The organism is Nocardioides lentus (genome assembly GCF_039529515.1).
GTDB lineage: Bacteria > Actinomycetota > Actinomycetes > Propionibacteriales > Nocardioidaceae > Nocardioides > Nocardioides lentus.
The window spans coordinates 159,262-184,995 of record NZ_BAAAMY010000001.1; the positions used below are offsets into that span (position 1 = coordinate 159,262).

The 25,734-nt window shown below is 75.8% G+C and carries 19 protein-coding genes; 11 read left to right on the top strand and 8 right to left on the bottom strand.

What is annotated here, in order from left to right; translation table 11 throughout:
* The 7 genes from ABD158_RS00755 to ABD158_RS00785 all read left to right on the top strand — a co-directional run.
* Nucleotides 1-8,275: amino acid adenylation domain-containing protein (locus ABD158_RS00755; protein WP_344002303.1), on the top strand; the 8,275-nt coding region annotated here is incomplete at its 5' end.
* 91 nt (nucleotides 8,276-8,366) lie between these two features.
* Nucleotides 8,367-8,570, top strand: coding sequence for an MbtH family protein (locus tag ABD158_RS00760; protein ID WP_344002305.1), 204 nt, complete (start codon nucleotides 8,367-8,369; stop codon nucleotides 8,568-8,570).
* A complete protein-coding gene (locus ABD158_RS00765; RefSeq protein ID WP_344002308.1) occupies nucleotides 8,563-9,558 on the top strand; it encodes an ATP-binding cassette domain-containing protein in 996 nt (331 codons plus the stop codon). Before ABD158_RS00760 ends, ABD158_RS00765 begins: the two co-directional genes overlap by 8 nt.
* Nucleotides 9,555-10,406 (top strand): ABC transporter permease, encoded by an 852-nt coding sequence (locus ABD158_RS00770; RefSeq protein ID WP_344002310.1) that lies wholly within the window; start codon nucleotides 9,555-9,557, stop codon nucleotides 10,404-10,406. The genes ABD158_RS00765 and ABD158_RS00770 overlap by 4 nt, the downstream gene beginning before the upstream one ends.
* Nucleotides 10,403-10,912 (top strand): 4'-phosphopantetheinyl transferase family protein, encoded by a 510-nt coding sequence (locus ABD158_RS00775; RefSeq protein ID WP_344002312.1) that lies wholly within the window; start codon nucleotides 10,403-10,405, stop codon nucleotides 10,910-10,912. The genes ABD158_RS00770 and ABD158_RS00775 overlap by 4 nt, the downstream gene beginning before the upstream one ends.
* Entirely contained in the window at nucleotides 10,909-12,375 is a 1,467-nt protein-coding gene (locus ABD158_RS00780; RefSeq protein WP_344002314.1) for an amidase, read from the top strand. The genes ABD158_RS00775 and ABD158_RS00780 overlap by 4 nt, the downstream gene beginning before the upstream one ends.
* 25 nt (nucleotides 12,376-12,400) lie before the next feature.
* A complete protein-coding gene (locus ABD158_RS00785) occupies nucleotides 12,401-14,047 on the top strand; it encodes an ABC-F family ATP-binding cassette domain-containing protein (RefSeq protein WP_344002317.1) in 1,647 nt (548 codons plus the stop codon).
* A 14-nt stretch (nucleotides 14,048-14,061) separates the two neighbouring features.
* Here the strand turns inward: ABD158_RS00785 and ABD158_RS00790 are convergent, their stop codons facing one another.
* From ABD158_RS00790 to ABD158_RS00805, 4 genes are all read right to left on the bottom strand, one after another.
* Entirely contained in the window at nucleotides 14,062-15,240 is a 1,179-nt protein-coding gene (locus ABD158_RS00790; protein WP_344002320.1) for an acyl-CoA dehydrogenase family protein, read from the bottom strand.
* A gap of 592 nt (nucleotides 15,241-15,832) precedes the next feature.
* Nucleotides 15,833-16,465, bottom strand: a complete 633-nt coding sequence (locus ABD158_RS00795; protein WP_344002323.1) for a 3-oxoacid CoA-transferase subunit B — start codon at nucleotides 16,463-16,465, stop codon at nucleotides 15,833-15,835.
* Nucleotides 16,462-17,118 (bottom strand): 3-oxoacid CoA-transferase subunit A, encoded by a 657-nt coding sequence (locus tag ABD158_RS00800; RefSeq protein WP_344002326.1) that lies wholly within the window; start codon nucleotides 17,116-17,118, stop codon nucleotides 16,462-16,464. Before ABD158_RS00800 ends, ABD158_RS00795 begins: the two co-directional genes overlap by 4 nt.
* Nucleotides 17,115-18,305 (bottom strand): thiolase family protein, encoded by a 1,191-nt coding sequence (locus ABD158_RS00805; protein WP_344002328.1) that lies wholly within the window; start codon nucleotides 18,303-18,305, stop codon nucleotides 17,115-17,117. The genes ABD158_RS00800 and ABD158_RS00805 overlap by 4 nt, the downstream gene beginning before the upstream one ends.
* A gap of 175 nt (nucleotides 18,306-18,480) precedes the next feature.
* Between ABD158_RS00805 and ABD158_RS00810 the strand changes: the two genes are divergently transcribed.
* Nucleotides 18,481-19,365 (top strand): LysR family transcriptional regulator, encoded by an 885-nt coding sequence (locus ABD158_RS00810; RefSeq protein ID WP_344002331.1) that lies wholly within the window; start codon nucleotides 18,481-18,483, stop codon nucleotides 19,363-19,365.
* 53 nt (nucleotides 19,366-19,418) lie between these two features.
* On the opposite strand, the gene ABD158_RS00815 is transcribed toward ABD158_RS00810, so the two are convergent.
* On the bottom strand, nucleotides 19,419-19,928 hold the full coding sequence (locus ABD158_RS00815; protein ID WP_344002334.1) for a winged helix-turn-helix transcriptional regulator: 510 nt from the start codon (nucleotides 19,926-19,928) through the stop codon (nucleotides 19,419-19,421).
* A 56-nt stretch (nucleotides 19,929-19,984) separates the two neighbouring features.
* Between ABD158_RS00815 and ABD158_RS00820 the strand changes: the two genes are divergently transcribed.
* Nucleotides 19,985-21,391, top strand: a complete 1,407-nt coding sequence (locus ABD158_RS00820; protein WP_344002336.1) for an MFS transporter — start codon at nucleotides 19,985-19,987, stop codon at nucleotides 21,389-21,391.
* Between the two features lie 28 nt (nucleotides 21,392-21,419).
* Here ABD158_RS00820 and ABD158_RS00825 read toward each other — a convergent pair whose 3' ends face one another.
* The 3 genes from ABD158_RS00825 to ABD158_RS00835 all read right to left on the bottom strand — a co-directional run bounded on the left by ABD158_RS00825 (nucleotide 21,420) and on the right by ABD158_RS00835 (nucleotide 24,391).
* Nucleotides 21,420-23,471, bottom strand: a complete 2,052-nt coding sequence (locus tag ABD158_RS00825; RefSeq protein WP_344002339.1) for a heavy metal translocating P-type ATPase — start codon at nucleotides 23,469-23,471, stop codon at nucleotides 21,420-21,422.
* Nucleotides 23,472-23,492: 21 nt separating this feature from the next.
* Nucleotides 23,493-23,930 carry a hypothetical protein gene (locus ABD158_RS00830; RefSeq protein ID WP_344002342.1) on the bottom strand — a complete coding sequence of 146 codons (438 nt, stop codon included), beginning with the start codon at nucleotides 23,928-23,930 and terminating at the stop codon, nucleotides 23,493-23,495.
* Between the two features lie 65 nt (nucleotides 23,931-23,995).
* The gene (locus ABD158_RS00835; RefSeq protein WP_344002345.1) at nucleotides 23,996-24,391 is read right to left on the bottom strand and encodes a hypothetical protein; all 396 of its coding nucleotides are present in this window, start codon (nucleotides 24,389-24,391) and stop codon (nucleotides 23,996-23,998) included.
* A 142-nt stretch (nucleotides 24,392-24,533) separates the two neighbouring features.
* Between ABD158_RS00835 and ABD158_RS00840 the strand changes: the two genes are divergently transcribed.
* Nucleotides 24,534-25,169, top strand: coding sequence for an isochorismatase family protein (locus ABD158_RS00840; RefSeq protein ID WP_344002348.1), 636 nt, complete (start codon nucleotides 24,534-24,536; stop codon nucleotides 25,167-25,169).
* Nucleotides 25,170-25,182: 13 nt separating this feature from the next.
* Nucleotides 25,183-25,734 (top strand): hypothetical protein, encoded by a 552-nt coding sequence (locus ABD158_RS00845; RefSeq protein ID WP_344002351.1) that lies wholly within the window; start codon nucleotides 25,183-25,185, stop codon nucleotides 25,732-25,734.

Genomic DNA, 25,734 nt, shown 5'->3' on the forward strand with positions numbered 1-25,734 from the left:
GGTCTCCTTCGACGCGGGGTGGGACCCGATCCTCTGGCTGATCGGCGGTCACGAGCTGCACCTCGTCGACGAGCGCACGATGACCGACCCCGAAGCCCTCGTGGACTTCCTGGTCGACCACGAGATCGATTTCGTGGAGACCACCCCCACCTACATGGAGCAGCTCGTCGCGACCGGCCTGCTGGGCTCGGCCGGGGATGCGATCCGGGTTGTCGCGCTCGGCGGCGAGGCCGTCGGACGCGAGCTCTGGGACCTCCTCGCCTCCCGCGAGGACCTCCTCGCCTACAACCTGTTCGGGCCGGCGGAGTCGACCGTCGACGTGGTCACGGCCCGGATCGAGGACCACGACTCCCCGGTCATCGGCCGGCCCGTGGCCAACACCCGCGCCTACGTGCTCGACCCGGGCCTGCAGATGAAGCCCGTCGGTGCTGCGGGAGAGCTCTACCTGGCCGGTGCCGGTCTGGCCCGCTCCTACCTCGACCAGCCCGGCCGCACGGCAGAGCGCTTCGTCGCCGACCCGTACGGCGGCCCGGGCGACCGGATGTACCGCACCGGCGACGTCGCCCGCTGGCGCGCCGACGGCGTGCTCGAGTTCGTCGAGCGCGTCGACGACCAGGTGAAGGTCCGCGGGTTCCGGGTGGAGCTCGGCGAGATCGAGGCGCGGCTCAGCGAGCGCGACGACGTCAGCGCGGCCGTCGTCGTGGTCCGCGAGAGCGACGGCGTGCAGCAGCTGGTCGCCTACGTCGCGGGCGACCCGGGGGCGCTGTCCGCGGGCGACCTGCGCGCGACCGTGGCGGCCGCGGTGCCGGCGTACATGGTGCCGGCGCTGTACGTCGTGCTGCCCGAGATGCCGCTGACCCCCAACGGCAAGCTCGACCGCGACGCGCTGCCCGCCCCCACCGGTGAGGAGACCGCAGCCGGGGCCGGGCGCGAGCCGCAGACCCCGCAGGAGCAGCTGCTCGCCGGTCTGTTCGCCGAGACCCTCGGACTGCCCCGGGTCGGCGTCGACGACGACTTCTTCGACCTCGGAGGGCACTCGCTGCTCGCGACCCGCCTGGTCAGCCGCATCCGCAGCACCGCCGGCGCGGAGCTGCCCATCAGGGCGCTCTTCGACCACCCGACCGTCGCCGGGCTGGCCCTCGAGCTCGCCGGTGCGGCCGAGGGCCGGGCCGAGCTGCGTCCCATGCCCCGCCCCGACCGGTTGCCGCTGTCCTTCGCCCAGCGCCGGCTCTGGTTCCTCAACCGGCTCGAGCCCGACAGCGCGGCCTACAACATCCCGGCCGTGCTGAGGCTCCGCGGTCCGCTGGACGTGGGGGCGCTGGAGCAGGCCGTGCGCGACGTGGTCGCACGCCACGAGACCCTGCGCACCACCTTCCCCGAGATCGACGGCGAGCCGCGCCAGGTCGTCGCCGACCCGGACGGCATCGAGCTGTCCCTGCCCGCCGACGACCTCACCGACTCCCCCGCCGACGGGCCCGGCTCGCTCGACGACGCGCTGCGCCGTGAGACCGGCCGCGGGTTCGACCTGACCCGCGAGCTGCCGATCAGGGTGCGGCTCGTGCGGCTCGGCGAGCGCGAGCACGTGCTGTCGTTGGTGGTCCACCACGTCGCGGGCGACGGCTGGTCCCTGGGCCCGTTGGCCGCCGACCTCGCCGTCGCCTACGGCGCACGGGTGACCGACGGCGTCCCCCCGGACTGGTCCCCGCTCCCGGTCCAGTACGCCGACTACACCCTCTGGCAGCGTGAGCTGCTCGGCGACGCCGGCGACCCCGCCAGCGAGATCTCCCGCCAGCTCGACCACTGGACGCGACGCCTCGCCGGGATGCCGACCGAGATCGACCTCCCCCGGGACCGCACCCGGCCGCGCGAGTCCGTGGGGCCCGACGTCGTGGCCGAGGCGGGCGACGCCCGCGTCGAGCTCGACCTGGACCCCGAGGTGCGCGACGCCCTCGCGGTCGTCGCCCGCGACCACGACGTCAGCCTGTTCATGGTCGTCGAGGCAGCCCTGGCCGCGCTGCTCGGGCGCCTCGGCGCCGGCACGGACGTGGCGATCGGTGTGCCCGTGGCCGGGCGCACCGACGAGGCCCTGGACAGCCTGGTCGGCTTCTTCGTCAACACCCTGGTGCTGCGCAACGACCTGTCCGGCGACCCCACCTTCGACGAGCTCGTCGACCGCGTGAAGGCCACCGCCCTCGACGCCTACGCCCACCAGGACGTGCCGTTCGAGCGTGTGGTCGAGGAGGTGTCCCCCGAGCGCTCCCTGACCCGGCACCCGCTGTTCCAGGTCATGCTCGCCTTCCAGAACAACGCGCCCGTGGACCTCTCGCTGCCCGGTCTCGACGTCTCGGTCGACGCCGCGGCCGAGGCCGCCGGCGCCAAGTTCGACCTGTCCGTGGACCTCGGCGAGGTCCAGGGGCCGGACGGCCGCACCACGATCGCCGGCGCCGTCGAGTACGACCCCGTCCTGTTCGACGTCGCCACGGTGCGCGACCTCGTGGTCCGCTTCGAACGACTGCTGGAGGCCGTGGCCACCGACCCGGCGGCACGGATCGGGACCGCCGCCCTGCTCGACGACGACGAGCGTTCCGCCGCCCTGCGGGCCACCGACCGCCGCGACCGCGCCCACCGCAGCACGGTGGTGGAGGCGTTCGCCGCCACCGCCGCCGCGCGGCCCGGCGACGTGGCCCTGCGAGCCGGGGCGGAGGAGCTGACCTTCGCCGAGCTCGACGACCGGTCGGCGGCGCTCGCGGCCGTGCTTCTCGAGGCCGGGTACGGCGGGCAGCGGGTGGGCGTCGCGCTCCCCCGCGGGTCCGAGCTGGTGGTCGCGCTGCTCGCGGTGCTGCGCGCCGGCGCCGTCTACCTCCCGATCGACCTCGAGTACCCCCGCACCCGCATCGAGCACATCGTCGGCGACGCCGACCCCCTGACGGTCCTCACCGACCGGGCCTCGGCCCACCGGCTGCCCGACGGCACCCCGAGCCTGCTGATGGACGACGACAAGACCCGGCGACTGCTGGACGACGTGGCCCCCGACGTCCCACTGCCGCGCGTCGCGCCGGACGACCCGGCGTACCTGACCTACACCTCGGGCTCCACCGGTCGACCGAAGGGCGTGCTGGTGGACCACGGCGCGCTCGGCAACCTCCACGCGCACCAGCGCCGCTCCCTGCACGAGCCGACGGCCGAGCGGCTCGGTCGGCGGGCCCGGATGGCCCACACCACCGCGGTGTCCTTCGACGCCGCCTGGGACCCGGTGCTGTGGATGGTCTCGGGCCACGAGCTGCACCTGGTCGACGACGACACCCGGCGCGACCCCGAGGCGCTCGTCGCCCTGGTGCGCGACGCCGGCATCGACGCGGTGGAGACCACCCCGTCCTACGTGCAGGCCCTGATGGCCGAGGGGCTCGGTGACAGCGGTCTGAGCCTGGCGCTGCTCGGCGGCGAGGCCGTCGGCCCCGCGCTGTGGCGCGAGCTGCGGGCCCACCCCACGCTCCGGGCCGTCAACCTCTACGGGCCGACCGAGGCCTGCGTCGACACCGTCGTCGCCGATCTCGCCGACCACGAGACGCCCGTGCTGGGTCGGCCGGTCGACGGGGTCGCGGCCCACGTCCTCGACGCGGCGCTGCAGCCCGTGCCCGCCGGTGTCCCCGGCGAGCTCTACCTGTCCGGCACCGCTCTTGCCCGCGGTTACGCCGGCCGGGCCGCGCAGACAGCGGAGCGCTTCGTCGCCGACCCCTACGGCGCGCCGGGCGCGCGGATGTACCGCACGGGCGACCTGGCTCGCCGGACGCGTGAGGGCGTGCTGGAGTTCGTGGGCCGGGTCGACGACCAGGTGAAGGTCCGCGGCTTCCGCGTCGAGCTCGGCGAGATCGAGTCCGTGCTGACCGAGCAGCCCGGTGTCGCCGCGGCCGCCGCAGCCGTCCACGCCGACCCCTCCGGCGCCGGGCGCCTCGCCGCCTGGCTGGTGCCGGTCGCCGGGGGCGAGGTCGACGTCGACGCCGTCCGCGCCGGCGTTGCTCGGTCGTTGCCCGACTACATGGTCCCGGTGGCCTGGGCGACGCTCGACACGCTCCCGCTGACCCCCAACGGCAAGCTCGACCGCGCGGCGCTGCCCGTGGCCGACGTCGCCGCGGGTGCGGGCGGGCGCGAGGCGAGCACGGACGCCGACCGGACCCTGGCCCGGCTGTACGCCGAGGTCCTGGGGCTCGCGGAGCCCGCCCCGGTCGACGCCGGCTTCTTCGACCTCGGTGGCCACTCGCTGCTCGCGACCCGTCTGGTGAGCCGGATCCGTTCCGAGCTCGGGGTCGAGCTGGGCGTGCGCGCCCTGTTCGAGGCCCCCAGCGTCGAGGAGCTCGCGGACCGGCTGCCCGAGGCCGGCACCGCCCGCCGGGCCGTCACCGCCGCCGAGCGACCCGCGCGCGTCCCGCTGTCGTGGGCCCAGCACCGGCTGTGGTTCCTCAACCGCCTCGAGGACGCCAGCGCGGCCTACCACATCCCGCTCGCCGTGCGGCTGCGCGGCAACCTCGACGCCGACGCCCTCGAGGCCGCCCTGCGCGACCTCGTCGCCCGCCACGAGGTGCTGCGCACCACGCTGCCCGAGACCGACGGCGAGCCCCACCAGCTCGTCCACGCCGACGTCGACCTCACCCTCGACCGGGTCACCGTCACCGAGGCCGACCTCCACGACGCCCTCCGCCGTCGCGCCGAGGCGCCGTTCGACCTCGCCGTCGACCGGCCGCTGCGCGCCTGGCTGCTCGCGCCGTCCGACGGCCCCGCCGACGACCACGTCCTGCTGCTCGTCGTCCACCACGTCGCCGCCGACGGCTGGTCGCTCGGCCCGCTGGGCCGCGACCTCGCCGAGGCCTACGCCGCCCGCCGCGAGGGCCACGGCCCCGAGCGCGGCCCGCTCGCGGTGCAGTACGCCGACCACGCCCTGTGGCAGCGCGACGTGCTGGGCGAGGCCGAGGATGCCGACAGCGAGCTCGCCACCCAGCTCGCCTGGTGGTCCGAGCAGCTGGCCGGCCTCCCGGCCGAGCTCGACCTGCCGACCGACCGGCCGCGGCCGCTCCACTCCGAGGGCGCCGGTGGGGAGGTCCGCTTCCTCATCGACGCCGACCTGCACGCGCGCATCGTCGACTTCGCACGCCGCCACGACGCGAGCCCGTTCATGCTGCTCCACGCGAGCCTCGCGGCGCTGCTCACCCGCCAGGGCGCCGGCGAGGACGTGCCCCTCGGCACGCCGGTCGCGGGCCGGGGCGACGAGGCCCTCGACGAGCTCGTCGGGTTCTTCGTCAACACCCTCGTCCTGCGCACCGACACGGGCGGCGACCCGACGCTGCCCGAGCTCCTCGACCGGGTGCGCCGCACCGACGTCGATGCGTTCGCCCACGCCGACCTGCCCTTCGAGCGCCTGGTCGAGGCGCTCGCGCCGGAGCGCTCGCTCTCACGCCACCCGCTCTTCCAGGTGATGCTCACCGCCGACGCGGAGACCCCGGGCGACCTCGGGCTCGCCGGCCTGGACTCCGAGGTCCTGCCCGTCGCCGCGGGGTCCGCGAAGTTCGACCTGTCGTTCTCCGTCGCCGAGCACCACGCCGAGGCCGGCCCGGCAGGGATCACGGGCGTCCTCGAGCACGCTGCCGACCTGTACGACGCGGGCACGGCGCAGGCGCTCGCCGACCGGTGGGTGCGCCTCCTGGACCGCTGGCTCGACGCCCCGGCGACGCCGCTGACCGCGGTGCCGCTGCTGACCGACGCCGAGCGCGCGGCCGTGCTGCCCGAGATCGGCGCGGCCGGCGACCCCGGCGCCGGGTCGGGCTCGACCGTGCTCGACGCCTGGGTGCGGACCGTCGCGGACCTCGCGGACGAGACCGCGCTGGTCGCCCCCGGACCGGACGGCACCGAGACGCTCACCTACGCCGAGGTCGCGGAGCTCGCGGACCGGCTCGCCGGGCTGCTGGCGCGCCGCGGCATCGGACGCGGCGACGTCGTCGGCCTGGCGGTGCCCCGCTCGGTCGGCAGCGTCGTGGGCCTGCTGGGCGTCCTGCGCTCGGGCGCCACCTACCTGCCGCTCGACCCGACGCAGCCGGCTGCTCGCCTCGAGGCGGTCACCCGGGCCGCCGCCCCGGCCCTGGTGCTCGACGCCGACGACCTCGACGCACTGCTCGCCGGCACCGACGCCGTGCCGGAGCTGCCGCAGACCTCCAGCCTGCCGAGCGGGCCCCGGCCCGGCGACGCCGCGTACGTGCTGTTCACCTCCGGCTCGACCGGCGAGCCGAAGGGCGTCGTCGTCGAGCACCACGCGCTGGCCGCGCTGCTGGCGCACCACCACGACGCGCTGTACACCCCCGCCGCCGAGCTCGCGGGCCGCCGGCTGCGCGTCGCGCACACGACGGCGGTCACCTTCGACGCCTCGTGGGACCCGGTGCTGTGGCTGGTCGCAGGTCACGAGCTGCACGTCGTCGACGACGACACCCGGGTCGACCCGGAGGCGCTGGTCGCCCTGGTCGCGGACCGCGGGATCGACGTCCTCGAGACCACCCCGTCGTACGTCGCCGAGCTGCTGCGCCTGGGCCTGCCCGACCTCGCGGTCACGGCGCTGGGCGGGGAGGCCGTCGGTGACGACCTGTGGCGCGACCTCGCAGCCCGCCCGGGCCGAGCGGTCAACCTCTACGGCCCCACCGAGTCGACCGTCGACGCCGTCGTCGCCGACCTGGCCGCGACGGGCCACCCCGTCATCGGGTCGCCGGTGACCGGCACGCGGGCCCTCGTGCTCGACGACCGCCTGGCGCCCGTCGCCCCCGGCGTGCACGGCGAGCTCTACCTCGCGGGCGCCGGGCTCGCACGCGCCTACCTCGGTCGCGCCGACCTGACGGCCGAGCGCTTCGTGGCCGACCCCTACGGACCGCCGGGCTCCCGGATGTACCGGACCGGCGACCGCGCCCGCTGGACCGCGGACGGCGACCTCGCCTTCGGCGGGCGGGTCGACGAGCAGGTCAAGGTGCGCGGCTTCCGCGTGGAGCCGGGCGAGGTCGACGCGGCGCTGGCCGCCGTCGACGGGGTCGCCCGCGCCGCCACCGTCGCGGTCACCGACGGCTCGGGAGCCACCACGCTGGCGTCGTACCTGGTGCCGGAGACCGGCGCCGTGCTCGACGTCGACGACGTGCGCGCCACCGCCGCGGAGCGCCTCCCCGACTACATGCTGCCGACGGCGATGGCGGTGCTCGTCGAGCTCCCGCTGACGCCCCACGGCAAGCTGGACCGCCGCGCCCTGCCGGAGCCCGAGACCCTCGGGGCCGGCGGGGGCACCCCGGCGAGGACCCCCCGCGAGCGGGTCCTGGCGTCGCTGTTCGCGGAGGTCCTCGGAGTGGGCGAGGTCGGCGTCGACGACAGCTTCTTCGCGATGGGCGGCCACTCGCTGCTCGCGACACGGCTGGTGTCCCGGATCCGCGCCGCGACGGGCGAGGACCTGGCCGTGCGAGCGCTCTTCGAGGCGCCCACCGTCGCCGGGCTCGCGGCCCGGCTCGACGCCGACGTGGCCGACGACGCCGGGCTGCAGCGACTGCTGACCCTGCGCCCGGGCGGCGAGCGGGCACCGCTGGTCGCGATCCACCCGGTCTCGGGGCTCGCCTGGCAGTACGCCGGGCTGGTGCCGCACGTGGTGGACCGGCCCCTGCTGGGGCTGCAGGCCCCGGGTCTCAGCGCCGACGAGCCGCTGCCGGACGACGTGGACGAGCTCGTGGACGGCTACGTCGCGGCCCTGCGGGCCGCCCACCCCCACGGGCCCTACGCCCTGCTCGGCTGGTCGCTCGGCGGGGTGCTGGCACACCGCGTCGCGGCCCGGCTGCAGGCCGAGGGTGAGGAGGTGGAGCACCTGCTGCTCCTGGACTCCTACCCTCGCGCGACGCCGTTCGCCGTCGACGCCGACGACCCGGCCGCGGCCCTCGCGGCGTTCCGCGAGGCACAGGGCGGCTCCGCCGACACGCTGGTGGAGCTGCTGGGCGCCGAGGGCACCGAGCGCCTCGTCCGCGGGGTGAGCGCCGTCACCGAGGTCCTGCGGGCCGCGGGCGAGCCACCGCGGATCGACGTCCCGACCACGCTCGTGGCCGCCGAGCCCGGCCCCGACGGCCCCCCGCTCGCCGACCAGTGGGCGCCGTACGTCGGGGCGCGGCCGATCGAGCACCGGGTGGCCCACGCGCACGTCGACCTGATGGACCCCGAGGCGCTCGTCGACGTCGGCCCTGTGGTCGGCGCCACGCTCGGACGGCCCGTCAGGTGACCGCCCGGCCCCGAACACCGGAGAGGGCGCGGCGACCCCGTCGCCCCGTCCGGTCGCACCACCGCACACCCCACCCCCGAGGAGGAGCGAGATGACCAACCCGTTCGAGGACCCCGACGCCCGCTACCACGTACTCGTCAACGACCAGGGCCAGTACTCCCTGTGGCCCGTCTTCGTCGACGTGCCCGAGGGATGGCACGCCGCGCTCGAGGACGCGACCCGCGCCGACGCCGTCACGTGGATCGAGGACAACTGGGACGACCCCACCACGCTGGGGGTCGCGGTCGGTGGCTGAGCCCCGGACCGTCCCCGCCCGGCCCGCGCTGCGGGCGACCGGCCTGAGGAAGCGCTTCGGGGACCACCAGGTCCTCGACGGTGTCGACCTCGAGGTCGCCCCGGGGTCGGTGCACGCCCTGCTGGGGCCCAACGGTGCCGGCAAGACCACCACCGTGCGCATCGTGTGCGGCCTGCTGCGCGCCGACGAGGGCCGGGCCGAGATCGCCGGGCACGACGTCGTCGCCCACAGCCGGGCCGCGCGCGGCGCGCTGGGGCTCTCCGGCCAGTACGCCGCGGTCGACGAGCACCTCACCGGCTTCGAGAACCTGCACCTGCTGGGGCGGCTGTACGGCATGTCGCGCAAGCGGGCGGCCGCCCGCGCCGACGAGCTGCTGGAGCGGTTCCGCCTCGCCGACGTCGCCGGGCGCCGCTCGGGTCTGTACTCCGGCGGCATGCGGCGGCGCCTCGACCTCGCCGGCGCCCTCGTGGCCGAGCCGCAGGTCGTCGTCCTCGACGAGCCGACCACGGGGCTCGACCCCCGCAGCCGCCTCGACATGTGGGCCGTCATCGAGGACCTCCTGCTCGACGGCGTCGCGGTGCTGCTCACCACGCAGTACCTGGAGGAGGCCGACCGCCTCGCCGACCTGATCACCGTGATCGACGGCGGCGTCGTCATCGCCCGGGGCAGCGCCGAGGAGCTGAAGGAGCGGGTCCAGGGCGCGACCCTCGCGCTGCAGGTGCGCGACGGCTCCGGCCTCGACCCCGCCGCCCGCGCGCTCGAGGCGGTCGGTGTCGGCACCCCCTCGGTCGACCACCGCACCGGGCGCGCCAGCGTCGCGACCGACCGCGGCCCGGAGGTGATGGCCGACCTGCTCGCCCACCTCTCGCGCGACGAGGTCGAGCTGGTCGACCTCGGCCTGCACCGCAGCTCCCTCGACGACGTGTTCCTGGCGCTGACCGGTCACGGCGCGGGAGCACCCGACGACGTCGAAGGAGGGACCCCATGAGCACCACCCGCACCGAGGTCACCGGGGTGAGGTCGGAGGCGACCTTCCTCGCGGCCGGGGCCGAGACGCTCCGCAACGGCTACGTGCTCACCGGCCGCAACATGCGTCACGTGGCCCGCATCCCGGGCCGGATCACCACCGGCCTGGTCCAGCCGGTCATGTTCGTCGTGCTGTTCGCGTTCGTCTTCGGCGGCAGCCTGGGCGGCGAGGACTACCGCCGGTTCCTGATGGCCGGGATCTTCGCCCAGAGCATGGTCTTCAACGCGTCGTTCACGACCGTCGGTCTCGCCAACGACCTCCAGAAGGGCATCGTCGAGCGGTTCCGCTCGCTCCCGATGTCACCGCTGGCGGTGATCCTGGGACGCACCACCTCCGACATGGTCGTCGGGGTCGCCACGCTCGTGGTGACGGCGCTGTGCGGCCTGCTGGTGGGCTGGCGGATCGAGGGCTCACCGGCCGACGCCGCCCTCGCGTTCGGGGTGCTCGTGCTGTTCGGGTTCGCGATGTCGTGGGTCGGCGCGACGGTCGGGGTGTTCGCCCGCACGGTGGAGGTCGCGCAGAGCGCCGGGCTGATCTGGCTGTTCCCGCTGTCGCTGATCTCGACGGCCTTCGTGTCGGCCGAGAACATGCCGACCCCGCTGCGGGAGTTCGCCGCCTGGAACCCGGTCTCCGCGGTCGCGACCTCGGTGCGCGACCTGCTGGGCAACCCGGTCCCCGCCAACCTCCCCCAGCCCGACACCTGGTCGCTGCAGCACCCGACGCTCTACGCCGTCCTGTCGTCCCTCGCCGTGCTCGCCGTGTTCATGCCCCTCGTGCTCGCGCGCTACCGGAGGCTGACGCGCGGGTGAGCGTCCTCGACCCGGAGCCACGGATCCCGGGCGTCGCCGTCCGGCTCGCCCCCGCGGGGACGTCGCCGTACGCCCTGCTGGAGGACCTCGGGGCCGGGCGGGTGACCCGCAGGCCCGGTCGGGCGCCGGTGGCGGAGCACGGTCACGTCAGCGTCTCGCGCACCGACGGCCTCGTGGCCGTGGCGCTGGCCGACCGCCCGGTGGGCGTGGACGTCGAGCGGGTGTGCCCGCTCCCGGACCTCGAAGCGCTCCTGCGCGACCACCTCGGCGTGGCGGACGCCGCGGCCGTCCGGTCGGCCGACGACCCCGAGCGCGCCTTCCTGGCGACCTGGGTCCACCTCGAGGCCCTGCTCAAGGCCGAGGGCGTGGGCATCGTCGACGGCCTCGACCCGGCGCCCGACGTGCGTGCGCGCTGGCGGGTGGTCCCGCTCGGCGTCCGTCCGGGCCACTGTGGCGCGGTCGCGACGCCCGAGCGGCCGGCGCTGGGCCTAGCCTCGTCCGGGTGACCCACCAGGACGACGCGGCCGCCGGCGAACCGACGCAGCCGACACGGCCGACACCGCCGGGACCACCGGACGACCTCCGCTGGGCCGGGGTCGCCGGCCAGGCCGGCGCGGTGCGGGGCGGTGAGGTGTCGGCCCGCGAGCTCGTCGCCGGCGCGCTCGCCCGCATCGAGGCGCTCGACGGACGGCTCGGGGCGTTCACCGTGGTCATGGCCGAGCGGGCGCTCGCCGAGGCCGACGCCCGCGACGCGCAGACGGGCGACCGCGGCCCGCTGCATGGCGTCCCGGTGGCGATCAAGGAGGAGATCGACGTCGCCGGCGAGGTCACGACGTACGGCGGGCGCGGCAACACGACGCCGGCCGCGGCCGACGCGGAGGTCGTGCGCCGGCTGCGGGCCGCGGGCGCGGTGGTGGTCGGGCGGACGGCGATGCCGGAGTTCGGGCAGTGGCCGTTCACCGAGTCCGAGGCCCACGGCGTGACCCGCAACCCGTGGGACCTCGGCCGCAGCACGCTGGGCTCCTCCGGCGGCACGGCCGCCGCCGTGGCGGCCGGGCTCGTGCCGGTGGGCATGGGCGGCGACGGCGGCGGCTCGATCCGGCTGCCGTCCTCGGCGTGCGGGCTCTACGGCCTCAAGCCCCAGCGCGGCCGCGTCACCAGCGCCCCGGCCGCCCACCTGTGGTGGGCCCTGGGCACCGCCGGGCCGCTGACGCGCTCGGTCCTCGACAGCGCCCTCGTGTACGACGTGGTGCGGGGCGGCTCGCCGGGCGACCGGTTCCACGCCGGCGAGGTCGGCTCGTTCGTCGAGGCCGCGCGGCGCGAGCCCGGCCGGCTGCGGGTCGGGGTGTCGGTCGCCTCCCCCGCCCGCGGCGTGCGGCCCGACCCCGAGCACGTCCGCGCGGTCCACGCGACGGCCGACCTGCTCGAGGGCCTGGGCCACCACGTCGAGCAGGCGCACCCGTCGTACCCGGACACGACGGCGGCGTTCGTGCCGCAGTTCGTCGGCGGCGTCCGCGCCGAGGTCGACACCCTCGAGCACCCCGAGCGCGGCGAGCGCCGCACCCGCGACGTGCTGCGGGTCGGCGCCTGGGCCACCCCGCGGGTCGTGGAGTGGGCGGTGCGGCGCGGCGAGGCGCTGGCCGCGCGCGTCGACCCGCTCTTCGCGACGTACGACGTGCTGCTGACGCCGGTCGTGCCCCACCGGCCGCCCGCGGTCGGGGTCCTGGACGGCGCCGGGCTGGCGCGGGCGGCGCTGCGCTCGCTGCCGGTCACCGCCTACACCGCGCTGTGGAACGTCACCGGCCACCCGGCCGCCTCCGTGCCGGCCGGCTTCGCGGCCGACGGGCTGCCGCTGGCCGTCCAGCTGGTCGGGCCCCGCGACGGCGAGCCGACGCTGCTGTCGCTGTCGGCGCAGCTCGAGGCGGCGCGACCCTGGGCGCACGCCACCCCGCCCGACCCGCGGGCCTGAGGCGCCGGTCCCTACGATCGGCCGGGTGAGCGCCCACCTGGTCACGACCGACCTCGCCGGCGGTCACGCCCACCGGACCCTCTTCGAGGGCCTGGACCTCAGCGTCGCTCCCGGCGACGTGGTGGGCGTCGTCGGCGCCAACGGCGCCGGCAAGTCCACGCTGCTGCGGATCCTCGCCGGCGACCTCGCGCCGCTCGGCGGCACCGTGAGCACCGCGCCGAGCGACGCGTTCGTGGGCTGGCTGCCGCAGGAGCACGAGCGGGTCGCGGGCGAGAGCCTCGCGGCGTACGTGGCCCGTCGTACCGGCGCCGCGGCCGCGACCGAGGCCATGGAGTCGCTCGCGGAGCGGCTCGGCGACGGCGAGGCCGCCACCCAGGACGCCTACGCCCGCGCGCTCGACCACTGGATGGCCACCGGCGCGCCCGACCTCGACGAGCGGATCCCGGCGGTGCTCGCGAGCCTGGGCCTCGACGTCGACCCCGCCACCCCGATGACCGCGCTCTCCGGCGGCCAGGCCGCCCGCGCCGCGCTCGCGTCGCTGCTGCTGAGCCGCTTCGACGTCGTGCTGCTCGACGAGCCGACCAACGACCTCGACCTCGCCGGCCTCGACCGCCTCGAGTCGTTCGTCGACGGCCTGCGGGCCGGGGTGGTGCTGGTCTCGCACGACCGTGAGTTCCTCTCGCGGGTGGTCACCCGCGTCGTCGAGCTCGACCTCGCCCAGGGTCGGGTCGCGGTCTACGACGGCGGCTACGACGCGTTCCTCGAGGAGCGGGAGGTGGCGCGGCGCCACGCCCGCGAGGACTACGAGGAGTACGCCGGGCGCAAGGCCGACCTGGTGCGCCGCGCGCGGACCCAGCGCGAGTGGAGCTCGCAGGGCGTGCGCAACGCGATGAAGAAGTCGCCCGACAACGACAAGATCCGCCGCCGCGCCAGCACGGAGTCGTCGGAGAAGCAGGCGCAGAAGGTCCGCCAGATGGAGTCGCGGATCGCCCGGCTCGAGGAGGTCGAGGAGCCGCGCAAGGAGTGGACGCTGCAGTTCAGCGTCGCCCGCGCGCCCCGCTCCAGCTCGGTCGTCGCCACCCTCGACGGCGCCACCGCCGCGCTCGGCGACTTCACCCTCGGCCCGGTCTCGCTGCAGGTCAGCGCCGGCGACCGGATCGGCGTCACCGGCCCCAACGGCGCCGGCAAGACCACCCTGCTGCGCCTGCTGCTCGGCCGGCTCGCGCCGACGACCGGCCGCGCCTCGCTGGGCGCCTCGGTCGCGATCGGCGAGATCGACCAGGCCCGCACCGGCCTCGCCGAGGACCAGCCGCTCGGCGACGCGTTCGGCCTCGCGGTGCCCGACCAGACCCCGGCCGACGTCCGCACCCTGCTCGCCAAGTTCGGCCTCAAGGCCGACCAGGTCGCCAGCACCGTCGGCGCCCTGTCCCCCGGCGAGCGCACCCGCGCCGCCATGGCGCTGCTGCAGGCCCGCGGCGTCAACCTGCTCGTCCTCGACGAGCCCACCAACCACCTCGACCTGCCCGCCATCGAGCAGCTCGAGGCCGCTCTCGAGTCCTACGACGGCGCGCTGGTGCTGGTCTCCCACGACCGGCGGCTGCTCGAGTCGGTCCGGCTCCACCAGCGCTGGCACGTCGACGACGGCCGGGTCTCCGTCACCCACGTGGGCTGAGGTCGGGCGGGAGGTCAGGCGGAGCGGTCCTTCGCGGCGCGCACCAGCCCGCCGCCGATGATCAGCTTCTGGATCTCGCTGGTGCCCTCGTACAGGCGCATCAGCCGCACGTCACGGTAGATCCGCTCGACCGGCACCTCCCGCATGTAGCCGGTGCCGCCGTGGACCTGCACGGCGAGGTCGGCGACCTTCCCGACCATCTCGGTGCAGTACAGCTTGGCCGCCGACGGGGCGATCCGCCGGTCCTCGCCCGTCACGTAGAGGCGGGCGGCGTCGCGGACCAGCGCCCGGCCCGCGAGGACGCCGGTCTGCTGCTCGGCGATCATCGCCTGCACCAGCTGGAAGTCGCCGACGACGGTGCCGCCCTGCGTCGCGGTGGAGGCGAACGCGACCGACTCGTCGAGCGCCCGCTGGGCGGTGCCGACGGCGAGCGCGGCGAGGTGGATCCGGCCGCGGGCCAGCGAGGTCATCGCTGCCCGGTAGCCCGCCGCGCCGTCGTCGCCGACGAGGGCCTCGGGCCCGACCCGGACCCCGCTGAAACCGACCGTCGCCGTCCGCGAGCCCTCCTGGCCCATCTTGGCGTCCTTCGCGGCGACCTCGACGCCGTCGGCCGTCGTGGGCACCAGGAAGACCCCGATGCCGCGACCGGTCTCGGGCGCGGGCCGCATCCGGGCGAAGGTGACGAGCAGGTCGGCGTCGGGGGCGTTGGTGATCCACTGCTTGGTGCCCTCGATCACCCAGCCGCCGTCGTCGTCGCGGGTCGCGGTGGTGCGCATCCCGGCCGGGTCGGACCCCGCCCCCGACTCGGTCAGCGCGAAGGAGGCGACGTCGCCGGCGGCGAGCCGCGGCAGCCACGCCTCGCGCTGCTCGTCGGTGCCGAAGCCGACCAGCACCTGCCCGGCAATGCCGTTGTTGGTGCCGAACATCGACCGCAGCGACAACGACGTGTAGCCCAGCTCCATCGCGAGCTCGACGTCCTGCACGAGGTCGAGACCGAGCCCGCCCCACTGCTGCGGGATCGCGTAGCCGAACAACCCCATCTCCGCCGCGGCCGCCCGCAGGTCCGCGGGGATCGCGTCGGTCTCCATGATCTCGACCTCGCGCGGCACCACCCGCTCCCGCACGAAGTCACGCACCTGGGCCAGGACGTCCGCGAGGACGTCGTCGGGGACGTCGGGGTTGCCGGAGTACATGCCCCGAGTCTCACCCACGCGCCCCCCGACACGGGACCGTCTCAGCACCGCTCGCCTCCAGGTGGTCGAGCAGCACGCGAGCCGCCCTGAGGTGGTCGAGCAGCACGCGAGCCCCGCGCGGCGTCCTGAGCCTGTCGAAGGGAGCGCGCGGCGTCGAGACCGCCAACACCCGAGGTGGTCGAGCAGCACGCGAACTGCCCCAAGGTGGTCGAGCAGCACGCGAGCCCTGGCGAGCGCGCGGCGTCGAGACCGCCGTCCGACGCCCCAGGACGTCTAACGGACATTCGGTGCCACCAGGTGACACCGAACGTCCGCGCTGCTCGCGGCCCACCGGACACCATGAACAGCCCGACCACCACCCCGGCGGTCTCGACGCCGCGGACTCGCTGGCGCTCGTCAGCTGCTCGACCACCTCACGACACCCCCGGCGGTCTCGACCACCTCACGACACCCCCGGCGGTCTCGACCACCTCACGACACCCCCGGCGGTCTCGACCACCTCACGACACCCCCCGGCGGTCTCGACGCCGCGGACTCGCTGGCGCTCGTCAGCTGCTCGACCACCTCCCAGGACCCACCGGCCTCGGCGGGCTCAGCCCAGGTCGACGTCGAGGCGGCCGGCGAGCTCGTCGCGCGTCGTACCGAAGGTCTCGAGCAGGCGCACGCCGTCCGCGCCGACCTCGAGGGTCGCGACGTCGGTGTAGACGCGGCTGACGCAGCCGACGCCGGTGAGCGGGTAGGTGCACGTCGGGACGACCTTGGGGCTGCCGTCCTTCGCGAAGAGCGTCATCATCACGAAGACCTGCTTGGCGCCGATGGCGAGGTCCATGGCGCCGCCGACCGCGGGGATCGCGTCCGGGGCGCCGGTGTGCCAGTTGGCGAGGTCGCCCGCGGCCGAGACCTGGAAGGCTCCGAGCACGCACACGTCGAGGTGGCCGCCGCGCATCATGGCGAAGGAGTCGGCGTGGTGGAAGTACGACGCCCCGGGCAGCTCGGTGACCGGCACCTTGCCGGCGTTGGTCAGGTCGGGGTCGACCTCGTCGCCGACGGCGGCGGGGCCCATGCCGAGCATCCCGTTCTCGGTGTGGAGCACGACGCCGGAGCCGGCCTCGAGGTGGTCGGCGACCAGGGTCGGCTGGCCGATGCCGAGGTTGACGAACGACCCGGCCGGGATGTCGCGCGCGATGGCCGCGGCGATCTCGTCCTTCGTGCGTGCCGCGGTCACACGACCACCACCCTGTCCACGTAGATGCCGGGGGTCACGACGGTCTCGGGGTCGATGGCCCCGACGTCGACGACCTCGGCGACCTGCGCGACGACGGTGGTCGCGGCGGTCGCCATGACGGGCCCGAAGTTGCGGGCGGTCTTGCGGTAGACGAGGTTGCCGGCGGTGTCGGCGCGGTGGGCGCCGATGAGCGCGACGTCGCCCTTGATGGGCAGCTCGAGCACGTAGGTGCGGCCGTCGATCTCGCGGGTCTCCTTGCCCTCGGCGAGCGGGGTGCCGACGCCGGTGGGCCCGAAGAAGGCGCCGATCCCGGCGCCCGCCGCGCGCATCCGCTCGGCGAGGTTGCCCTGCGGCACGACCTCGAGCTCGATGCGCCCGGAGCGGTAGAGGTCGTCGAAGACCCACGAGTCCGCCTGGCGCGGGAAGGAGCAGACCATCTTGCGCACCCGGCCCGTCGCGAGCAGCGCGGCGAGCCCGGTGTCGCCGTTGCCGGCGTTGTTGGACACGACGGTCAGGTCGCCCGCGCCCTGGGCGATGAGGGCGTCGACGAGCGCGACCGGCATGCCGGCCATCCCGAACCCGCCGATCAGCACGGTGCTGCCGTCGGCGACGCCCGCGACCGCCTCGGCGGTGGTCTCGCAGACGGCGGTCACGCGGCGTTCTCCAGCACGACGGCGAGGCCCTGGCCGACGCCGATGCAGATCGCTGCGACGCCCCAGCGGTCGCCGGACTCGCGCAGCCGGTGGGCCAGGGTGCCGAGCACGCGGGCGCCGGAGGCGCCGAGCGGGTGGCCGATCGCGATGGCGCCGCCCTTGGCGTTGACGACCTCGGGGTCGACGTCCCAGGCGTCGACGCAGGCCAGGGACTGCACGGCGAAGGCCTCGTTGAGCTCGACCGCGGAGATGTCCGCCCACGTGATGCCGGCGCGGGCCAGCGCCCGGTTGGCGGCCTCGACGGGGGCGTACCCGAAGTCCTGCGGGTCGTTGGCGAAGGTGCCGCGCCCCGCGATCCGCGCGAGCGGCGCGACGCCGAGCCCGGCGTCCTCGGCGGCGATCAGCAGCGCCGAGGCGCCGTCGTTGAGCGGGGAGGCGTTGCCGGGGGTGATGGTGCCGCCGTCCTTACGGAAGGCGGGCGTGAGCCCGGCGAGCTTGTCGGCGGTCGAGCCGGGGCGGATGCCCTCGTCGCGGGCGAGGTCGACGCCCTCGACGCCGACCACCAGGTCGTCGTAGAACCCGGCCTCCCAGGCCGCGTCGGCGAGCACGTGGGAGCGGGCGGCGAACTCGTCCTGGCGCTCGCGGGAGATCGAGAACCGCTCGGCGAGCATCTCGTTGGCCTCGCCCAGCGAGACGGTCCACTCCGCCGGCATCCGGTCGTTGACCAGTCGCCAGCCGAGCGTGGTGGACACGGCGGTGACGTTGCCGGCGGGGAAGGCGCGCGACGGCTTCGGCAGCACCCACGGCGCGCGGGTCATCGACTCGACGCCGCCGACCACGACGACCTCGGCGTCGCCGGTCTCAACGGTGCGCGAGGCGATCATCGCGGCGTCGAGCGAGGAGCCGCAGAGGCGGTTGACGGTCGTCGCCGGCACCGACGTCGGCAGGCCGGCGAGCAGCACGGCCATGCGCCCGACGTTGCGGTTGTCCTCGCCGGCGCCGTTGGCGTTGCCCCACACGACGTCGCCGATGCGGGCCGGGTCGAGGTCGGGGGCCTTCGCGAGCACGCCGGTCAGCGCGGTCGCGGCCAGGTCGTCGGGGCGCGTCTCGGCGAGCGCGCCGCCGAAGCGGCCGAACGGCGTACGGGCGGCGGCGTAGAGGTAGGCGCTCTGCGAGGAGGAGGTCACCCTCCCGACAGTAGGACCGGCGATTGATCGCGTCCAATATCGATCCGCGGGCCACTGATCGCTCGTGGCGATGGGTTTGTGGCGGGCACGCGGACGGCGCGCGTCGACCCACCACGGTCACGTGGTCAGTCGCCACCTCGCCCGATCGATCGCCGGGAGCGATAGGTTGCCGCCGATGGAGCTGCGGGTGCTGCGCTACGTGATCGCGGTGGCCGAGGAGGAGCACTTCGGCCGGGCCGCGCAGCGGGTGCACGTCGCGCAGTCGGCGCTGAGCCAGCAGGTCGCGCGGCTGGAGGCCGAGCTCGGCGTCCGGCTCTTCGAGCGCACCACCCGCCGGGTGGCGGTGACCGACGCCGGGCGCACCTTCGTCGACCACGCGCGCGGCGTCGTCGCGGGCGCCGACCGGGCCGCGGCGGAGATGCGGGCGGTGGCCGAGGGGCGGGCGGGCGTGGTCTCGGTGGGCTTCGTCGGCTCCGCGACGTACGACGTGCTGCCGCGGCTGGCGCGCGAGGTCCGGGCCCAGCTGCCCGACGTCGAGCTGCGGCTGCGCGGCGAGCTGCTCAACCCGGCGCTGGTCGCCGGCGTCCTCGACGGCACGGTCGACCTCGCGCTGGTGCGGCCGGCCGCGTTCCCGGAGCCGCTGACCTCCGAGCCGCTGCGCACCGAGCCGCTCGTCGTCGCGCTGCCCGCGACCCACCCGCTCGCCGTCGGGCGCGGCCCGGTGGAGCTCGCCGACCTGGGCGCCGAGACGTTCGTCGTGCACCCGGCCGGCGAGCTGTCCTCGATGAACCGCGTCGTGCTCGACGCCTGCCGCGACGCCGGCTTCACCCCGGTCGAGACCATCGAGGTCGGTGAGACCTCCACCCTCGCGGTGTCGGTCGCGGCCGGGCTCGGGGTCGCGCTCGTGCCGGCGCCCGTGCGCAGCCTGCAGCTGGGCGGCGTCGTCTACCGCGACCTGCGCGACGCCCCGACCATCGGCCTCACCCTGCTCTCACGCTCCCCCGACGCCTCGCCGGCCGTCGCCCGCGTGGCCCGGGTCGCCCGCGACGTCGTGGGCTGAGCTTCGGGGTGGACTGAGCACGGGGTGGACTGAGCATCGCAGTGGGCTGAGCCTCAGACCGGGTCGAGCAGGCGCCGCGGCTGCTGCAGCGCGGCGGAGACGCGGCCCGGCCCCTGGGGGCCCGTGGAGCCCGGGCCGGGCCGCATCACCACGTCGTGCGGCGGGGGCGCGAGGCCGCAGGCCGGGCAGCCGCCGGCCCGGTCGAGGTCGGTGCCGCAGGCGGCGTGCGAGAACAGTCGCCGCGCTCCCCCGGGCGAGGCGTGCTCGTCGCCCCAGGCCAGGAGCGCGACGAGGACGGGCCAGAGCGCGAGGCCCTTGGGGGTGAGGTCATAGGCCTCGCGGCCGCCGCTCGGCACCCGCGCCAGCACGCCGTCGTCGACGAGCTGCGCGAGGCGCTCGGACAGCACGGCCCGCGAGACCCCGAGGTGCTCGCGCAGGTCGCTGAACCGGCGTACCCCGAAGAAGCAGTCGCGCACGATCAGCATCGTCCAGCGCCCGCCCACGACCTCGAGGGTGCGCGCGACGGCGCACTGCTGGGCGGCGTAGTCGACTCCGAGGGCCATGGCCCCACGATAGCGAACGGTCCGGTCACCAGACCGAACCTGCTACGGTCCCGTCCGTGACCACCCGAGACGGCCGCCGGCCCGAGGCCGCGGCGGGGACCGGCCCGATGCCTCGCGGCACGTTGCGCGTCGTCGCGGTCGCGACGGCGACGTCGCTGGCCGCCTTCACCGCGCCCCTGGCGACCATCACCTCGACGGCCGCCGGGCTCGGCGCCGGGCCCGCCGGGCGCACCTGGATCCTCAGCTCGATGGCGATCGGGCTGGGCGCTTTCCTGCTCTCGGCCGGCACGCTCGCCGACGACCGGGGCCGCCGGCGGGTGTTCGTCGCCGGGCTGGGGCTGCTGGTCGCCGCCTCCGTGGTCTGCGCGGCCGCGCCGGGAGAGGTCGTGTTCGTCCTGGGCCGCGTCGGGCAGGGCGCCGGGGCGGCCGCGGTGATCGCCGCCGGGCTCGGCCTGATCTCGGCCGCCTTCGCGCCCGGCCCGAGCCGCGCGCAGGCGAGCGGCGTGTGGGGCGCCAGCGTGGGCGCGGGCATCGCGCTCGGCCCGCTGGTCTCGGCGGGGCTCGACGTCGCGATCAGCTGGCGCGCCGTCCACGTCGTCCTGGCCGTGCTGGCGCTGGCGACCGCGCTCGCCGCGCTCCGGGCGGTGCCGGAGTCGCGCATGCCGGAGCCGCGGGGCCTGGACCTGCCCGGCACCCTGCTCTTCACCACCGCGGTCGGTTGCTTCCTGGCCGCGCTCGTGGAGGGCCGCCTGGGCTGGGGCCCGACGTCCCTGCTGCTGGCGGCCGTCGCGGCGGTGGCCGCGGTCGGGTTCGTCGTGGTCGAACGACGCAGCCGCGCGCCGATGCTCGACCTCGGGCTGCTCACCCGCCCCGCGTTCCTCGCCGCCACCGTCGCCGCGGCCGTCACGGGCGGCGGCATCATCGCGCTGCTGTCGACGATGACGGGCTTCCTGGCCGCGCTGGGCATCACGCCGTTCGGCTCGGCGTGGCTGCTGCTGGCGTGGTCCGGCACGTCGGTGGTCACCGCGCTGCTCGCCCGCCGGCTCCCGGCCGCGGTGATCGGGCGTCACCAGCTCGCGGCCGGGCTCCTGGTCGTCGCGGTCGGCCAGCTGCTGCTGACCGGGGTCGACCCGGACGCGACGTGGGTCCGCTTCGTGCCCGGCCTCCTCGTCGCCGGGGTCGCCAGCGGTGTCGTCAACGCCGCGCTGGGGCGCGAGGCCGTCGCCAGCGTCCCGCCGGGTCGTGCCGGCATGGGCTCCGGCGCCAACAACACCGCCCGCTACGTCGGGTCCGCGGTCGGCGTGGGCGTGGTCTCGGCGATCCTCGGCGCACCCCGCGCCGGCTCGGCCGCCGAGGCGCTCACGCAGGGCTGGAACGTCGCCGCCCTCGTCACCGCCGCCGTCACCGCGGCGGGCGCGCTCGTCGTCGTCGCCTGCCGCCCGCCGTCCTCGCCGCGGGGCTGAGCGTCGGTCCGCGGCGTCGAGGAGCCCCTCACGCGTCCTGCGGGCGCAGGTCCAGGCGGCGTAGCAGCTGGGCGTTGAGGGCGACGACGACGGTGGAGACCGACATCAGCACGGCCCCGACCGACATCGGGAGCACGAACCCGACGGGGGCGAGCACGCCCGCGGCGAGCGGGACCGCGGCGAGGTTGTATCCCGCGCCCCAGGCGAGGTTCTGCACGCTCTTGCGGTACGTCGCCCGCGAGAGGTCGACGACCGACAGCACCGAGCGCGGGTCGTCGGAGGCGAGGATGATCCCGGCCGAGGCGATGGCGACGTCGGTGCCGGCGCCGATCGCGACGCCGACGTCGGCGCGGGCCAGAGCGGGGGCGTCGTTGACGCCGTCGCCGACCATCGCGACCCGGCGGCCCTCGTCCTGGAGGTCGCCGACCCGGGCTGCCTTGTCCTCCGGCCGGACGCCGGCGTACACCCGGTCGACGCCGACCTGGCTCGCGACGGAGCGGGCGACGGCCTCGGCGTCCCCGGTGATCATGACGACCTCGACGCCCCGCCGGTGCAGCTCCTCGACGGCCACGCGCGACTCGGGGCGGACCTCGTCCGCCAGCCGGAGCGCGCCGGCGACCTCGCCGTCCACGACGACGTGCAGGATGATCGCGCCGTCGCGGCGCCAGTCGTCGGCGGCCGCGAGCTCCTCGACCCCGGCCTCCTCCAGCAGGGCGGGGCCACCGACCTCGACGCGGCGCTCCCCCACCCGGGCGCGCACGCCGACCGCGGGCCGGGACGCGAAGTCGGTCGCCGCCGGCACCTCGATCCCCCGCTCGCCCGCGGCGCGCACGACGGCGCGGGCCAGAGGGTGCTCGGAGTCGGCCTCGGCCGCTGCCGCGAGGGCGAGCACCTCGCTCTCGGAGGGCCCGCCGTGCCCCGCGGGCTCGACGGCCGTGACGGCCGGCTGCCCCTTCGTCAGCGTGCCCGTCTTGTCGAACAGCACGGTGTCCACCCGGCGCATCTGCTCCATCGCCAGGCGGTCCTTGACCAGGACGCCGGCCCGGGCCGCGCGCTCGGTCGAGATCGAGATCACGAGCGGGATCGCGAGGCCCAGGGCGTGGGGGCAGGCGATCACCAGGACCGTGATGGTGCGGACGACGGCGTCCTCCGGGGTCCCGATCACCGCCCACACGGCGGCCGTGACGAGCGCGGCCCCGGCGGCGTACCAGAACAGCCAGCCCGCCGCCCGGTCGGCGAGGCGCTGGGTGCGGGACGCCGACGACTGGGCGTCGGCGACGAGCCGGCGGATACCGGCGAGCGCGGTGTCCTCGCCGGTGGCGGTGACCTCCAGGCGGAGGCCGGAGTCCGTGGCGACCGTGCCGGCGACGACCGGGTCGCCCACCTCCCGGCGCACGGTGCGGGACTCACCGGTGATCATCGACTCGTCCATCGACGCGGAGCCCTCGACGACCGTGCCGTCGGCGGGCACCCGGGCGCCGGGTCGTACGACCAGGACGTCGCCCACCTCGAGCGTGGCGGGGTCGACGACGGTGACCTCACCGTCCTCGCCGACCTTCTCGGCCTCGTCGGGCAGCAGTGCCGCCAGCGAGTCGAGCGCCGAGCTCGTCCGGGCGAGCGATCGCATCTCGACCCAGTGGCCGAGCAGCATGATGGAGACCAGCAGCGCCAGCTCCCACCAGTAGTCCAGGCGGGACGGGAGGACGCCGAGGGTTGAGCCCCACGAGGAGACGAACGCGACCGTGAGCGCCAGCGCGACGAGCAGCATCATCCCGGGAGCGCGGTCGCGGGCCTCCTGCCAGCCGCCCGTCAGGAACGGCCGGCCCGCCCAGACGTAGAGGACGGTGCCGAGCACCGGTGAGACCCACGTGAGTCCGGGGACGTCGGGCAAGTCGTAGCCCACCAGACCCGCGAACATCGACGACGCCAGCACGGTCGGGACCGCCAGCAGCAGCGAGGCCCAGAACAACCGCCGGAACATGGCCACGTGGTCGCCGTGACCTCCGTGGTCCCCGTGACCCACGTGCGGGTCGCTCCCGGTGCCGGTCCCGGACGGGTGGTCGATGGCGCTGGTCGGCATGGTCGTCCTCCTCGGATCGCGTTACCCCTTGGGGGTATGCAGACCAACCGTACGCGTACCCCCTGGGGGTATCAAGCGCCGGGCGCGCCACGTGGCGGTCAGCAGCGCGGCCGCAGCGGCGGACCCGAGCATCAGGCGGTAGCACCCGACCGCGAGCGCGACCTCCGAGGTCAGCACGGGCGAGACGTCACCGGCGAAGCGGAGGGACAGCAGCCCGAGCGTCGGCACGGCCGCGACGCGCACCGCCACGCAGGCCACGACGCTCGCGGTCACGTTGCTGCCGCGCCCCCAGAGCCAGCCGGCGAGCAGGCCGAGCGCGACCACCACCGCGAGCGGCACCAGCGTGACGACAAGGTCCTGCTCGAGCCGGGCGTCGTCCTCGAGGAGCCCCCACCGCGCGACCTGCGAACGCACCACCAGCACCGGCGCGGCGACGGCGAGCGCCACCGGCACGAGCACGGACCCGAGCAGAAGCCCGACGCGCCGCCCCCGACGGGACCCGACCGACCCGTCGCGGACGACGGTCACCTTCTGACCCCGGGCGGCCTCCTGACCCGCGCCCCGAGCGCCACCAGCAGCGGTGCGCCGACGAGGACCGGGACCAGCCACAGCGCGAGTCCGATCACGAACAGCCCGTTGTCGGCCGACGACGACCACCACAGCCAGAGCGTCGTCAGGGTGCTCCCTGCCGCCAGCACCGCCGCGACCGCGCGACGCAGGCGTCCGGGGCCGACGAGCGCGCCCGCCGCCAGCGTGGTCAGCGCGACGGTCACGAACCAGGCGACGTGCGAGGCGTCGCTCGCCTTCCCGTCCGACCACGAGACCCAGGCCAGCCACGCCGCCGGCGGTCCGAGCGCAGCCACGGCGTACGCCGGCAGCGCGGTGCGTGTGGTCGGGTCGTCGTGCTCGCGTGGCTTCACCCGCCCATCGTCGGGCGCGGGCCGGGCCGGGCGCCTGAGCACCCGTGCTCAACCGCACCGCCGACCGCGACCCCGGGCAGGTCGCGCGGAAGCACGGGACCCCATGGGGCGTTGGGGCCGTATCCGAGCAGAGGAGACCACCGTGGCCACCAACCGGGCCCTGATCGTCGTCGACGTGCAGCACGAGTACTTCGAGGGGCCCCTGCAGGTCCAGCACCCGCCCCGGGAGGAGAGCGTCGCCCACGTCGCGCGGGCCATCGACGTCGCCGTCGAGGTCGGGATGCCGGTCGCCGTGCTGCAGCACGAGCTGCCGGAGGGCTCGCCGGTGTTCGCCGTCGGCTCCCCCGGCTGGGAGCTGCACCCGGAGGTCGAGAGCCGGCTGCGCCCGGAGTTCCACCGCGGCTCGAAGGTCCACGGCAGCGCCTTCACCGCCGAGGGCCTCCCCGAGTGGTTGGCCGAGCACGACGTCGACACCCTCACGATCGTCGGCTTCATGACCAACAACTGCGATCTCGCGACGGCCGCGGACGCCGAGGCCCGCGGCCTGGGCGCCGAGGTCCTCTCCGACGCCACCGGCGCGATCCACCTGGCCAACGAGGCCGGCAGCGTCTCGGCCGCGGACCTCCACCGGACCCTGATGGTGCTGCTGCACTCCAACTTCGCCGCCGTCACCACCACCGACGCCTGGATCGACGCCGTCCGCTCCGGCGCCGACCTCCCCTCGAGCGACCTCGGCACGTCCGCGACGCGGGGCCGCGCCGAGTTCGGCGACGCCTGAGAGGCTGACCCCCGTGGAGGCTGACGACGTACGCGAGCTGGCGCGCTCGGCGCCGTCCCGGTGGTCCGAGCTCGACCTCATCCACCGCTCCTCGGACGGCGACCACCTCGAGGTGAGCCTGCGCCACGGTGTCCTGGAGGGCCTCGACGTCCGCGCCGGCCGGCGCTTCCGCGACACCGAGGAGCCGGGGACCTCGCACGTCCGGGCGGTCGAGCCGTACCCGACCAACTACCGCTGGTGCGCGATGCTCGACCCCCTCGAGCTGTCCCACGACGTCGACCTTCGCGAGATCACCGAGGGCGAGCTGTTCGGGCGGCCGGTGGTCTCGTTCGTCGCGTACGCCGGGCCCGGCTACGACCCGATCTGCACGTGCTGCCCGCTGGTGTTCTCCGAGGCCAGCGAGCGCCACGAGCAGCCCGACGGGTGGCGCCCGGCGCCCGGGGAGATGCTGGACGGCGTCGAGACCACGCTCGACCGGGAGGTCGGCATCGTCGTCTCCAGCCGCGACCGCGGCGGTCGGCTCGGGGCGTGGTTCACCAGCGAGATCACGCGGGCGCAGCGGTAG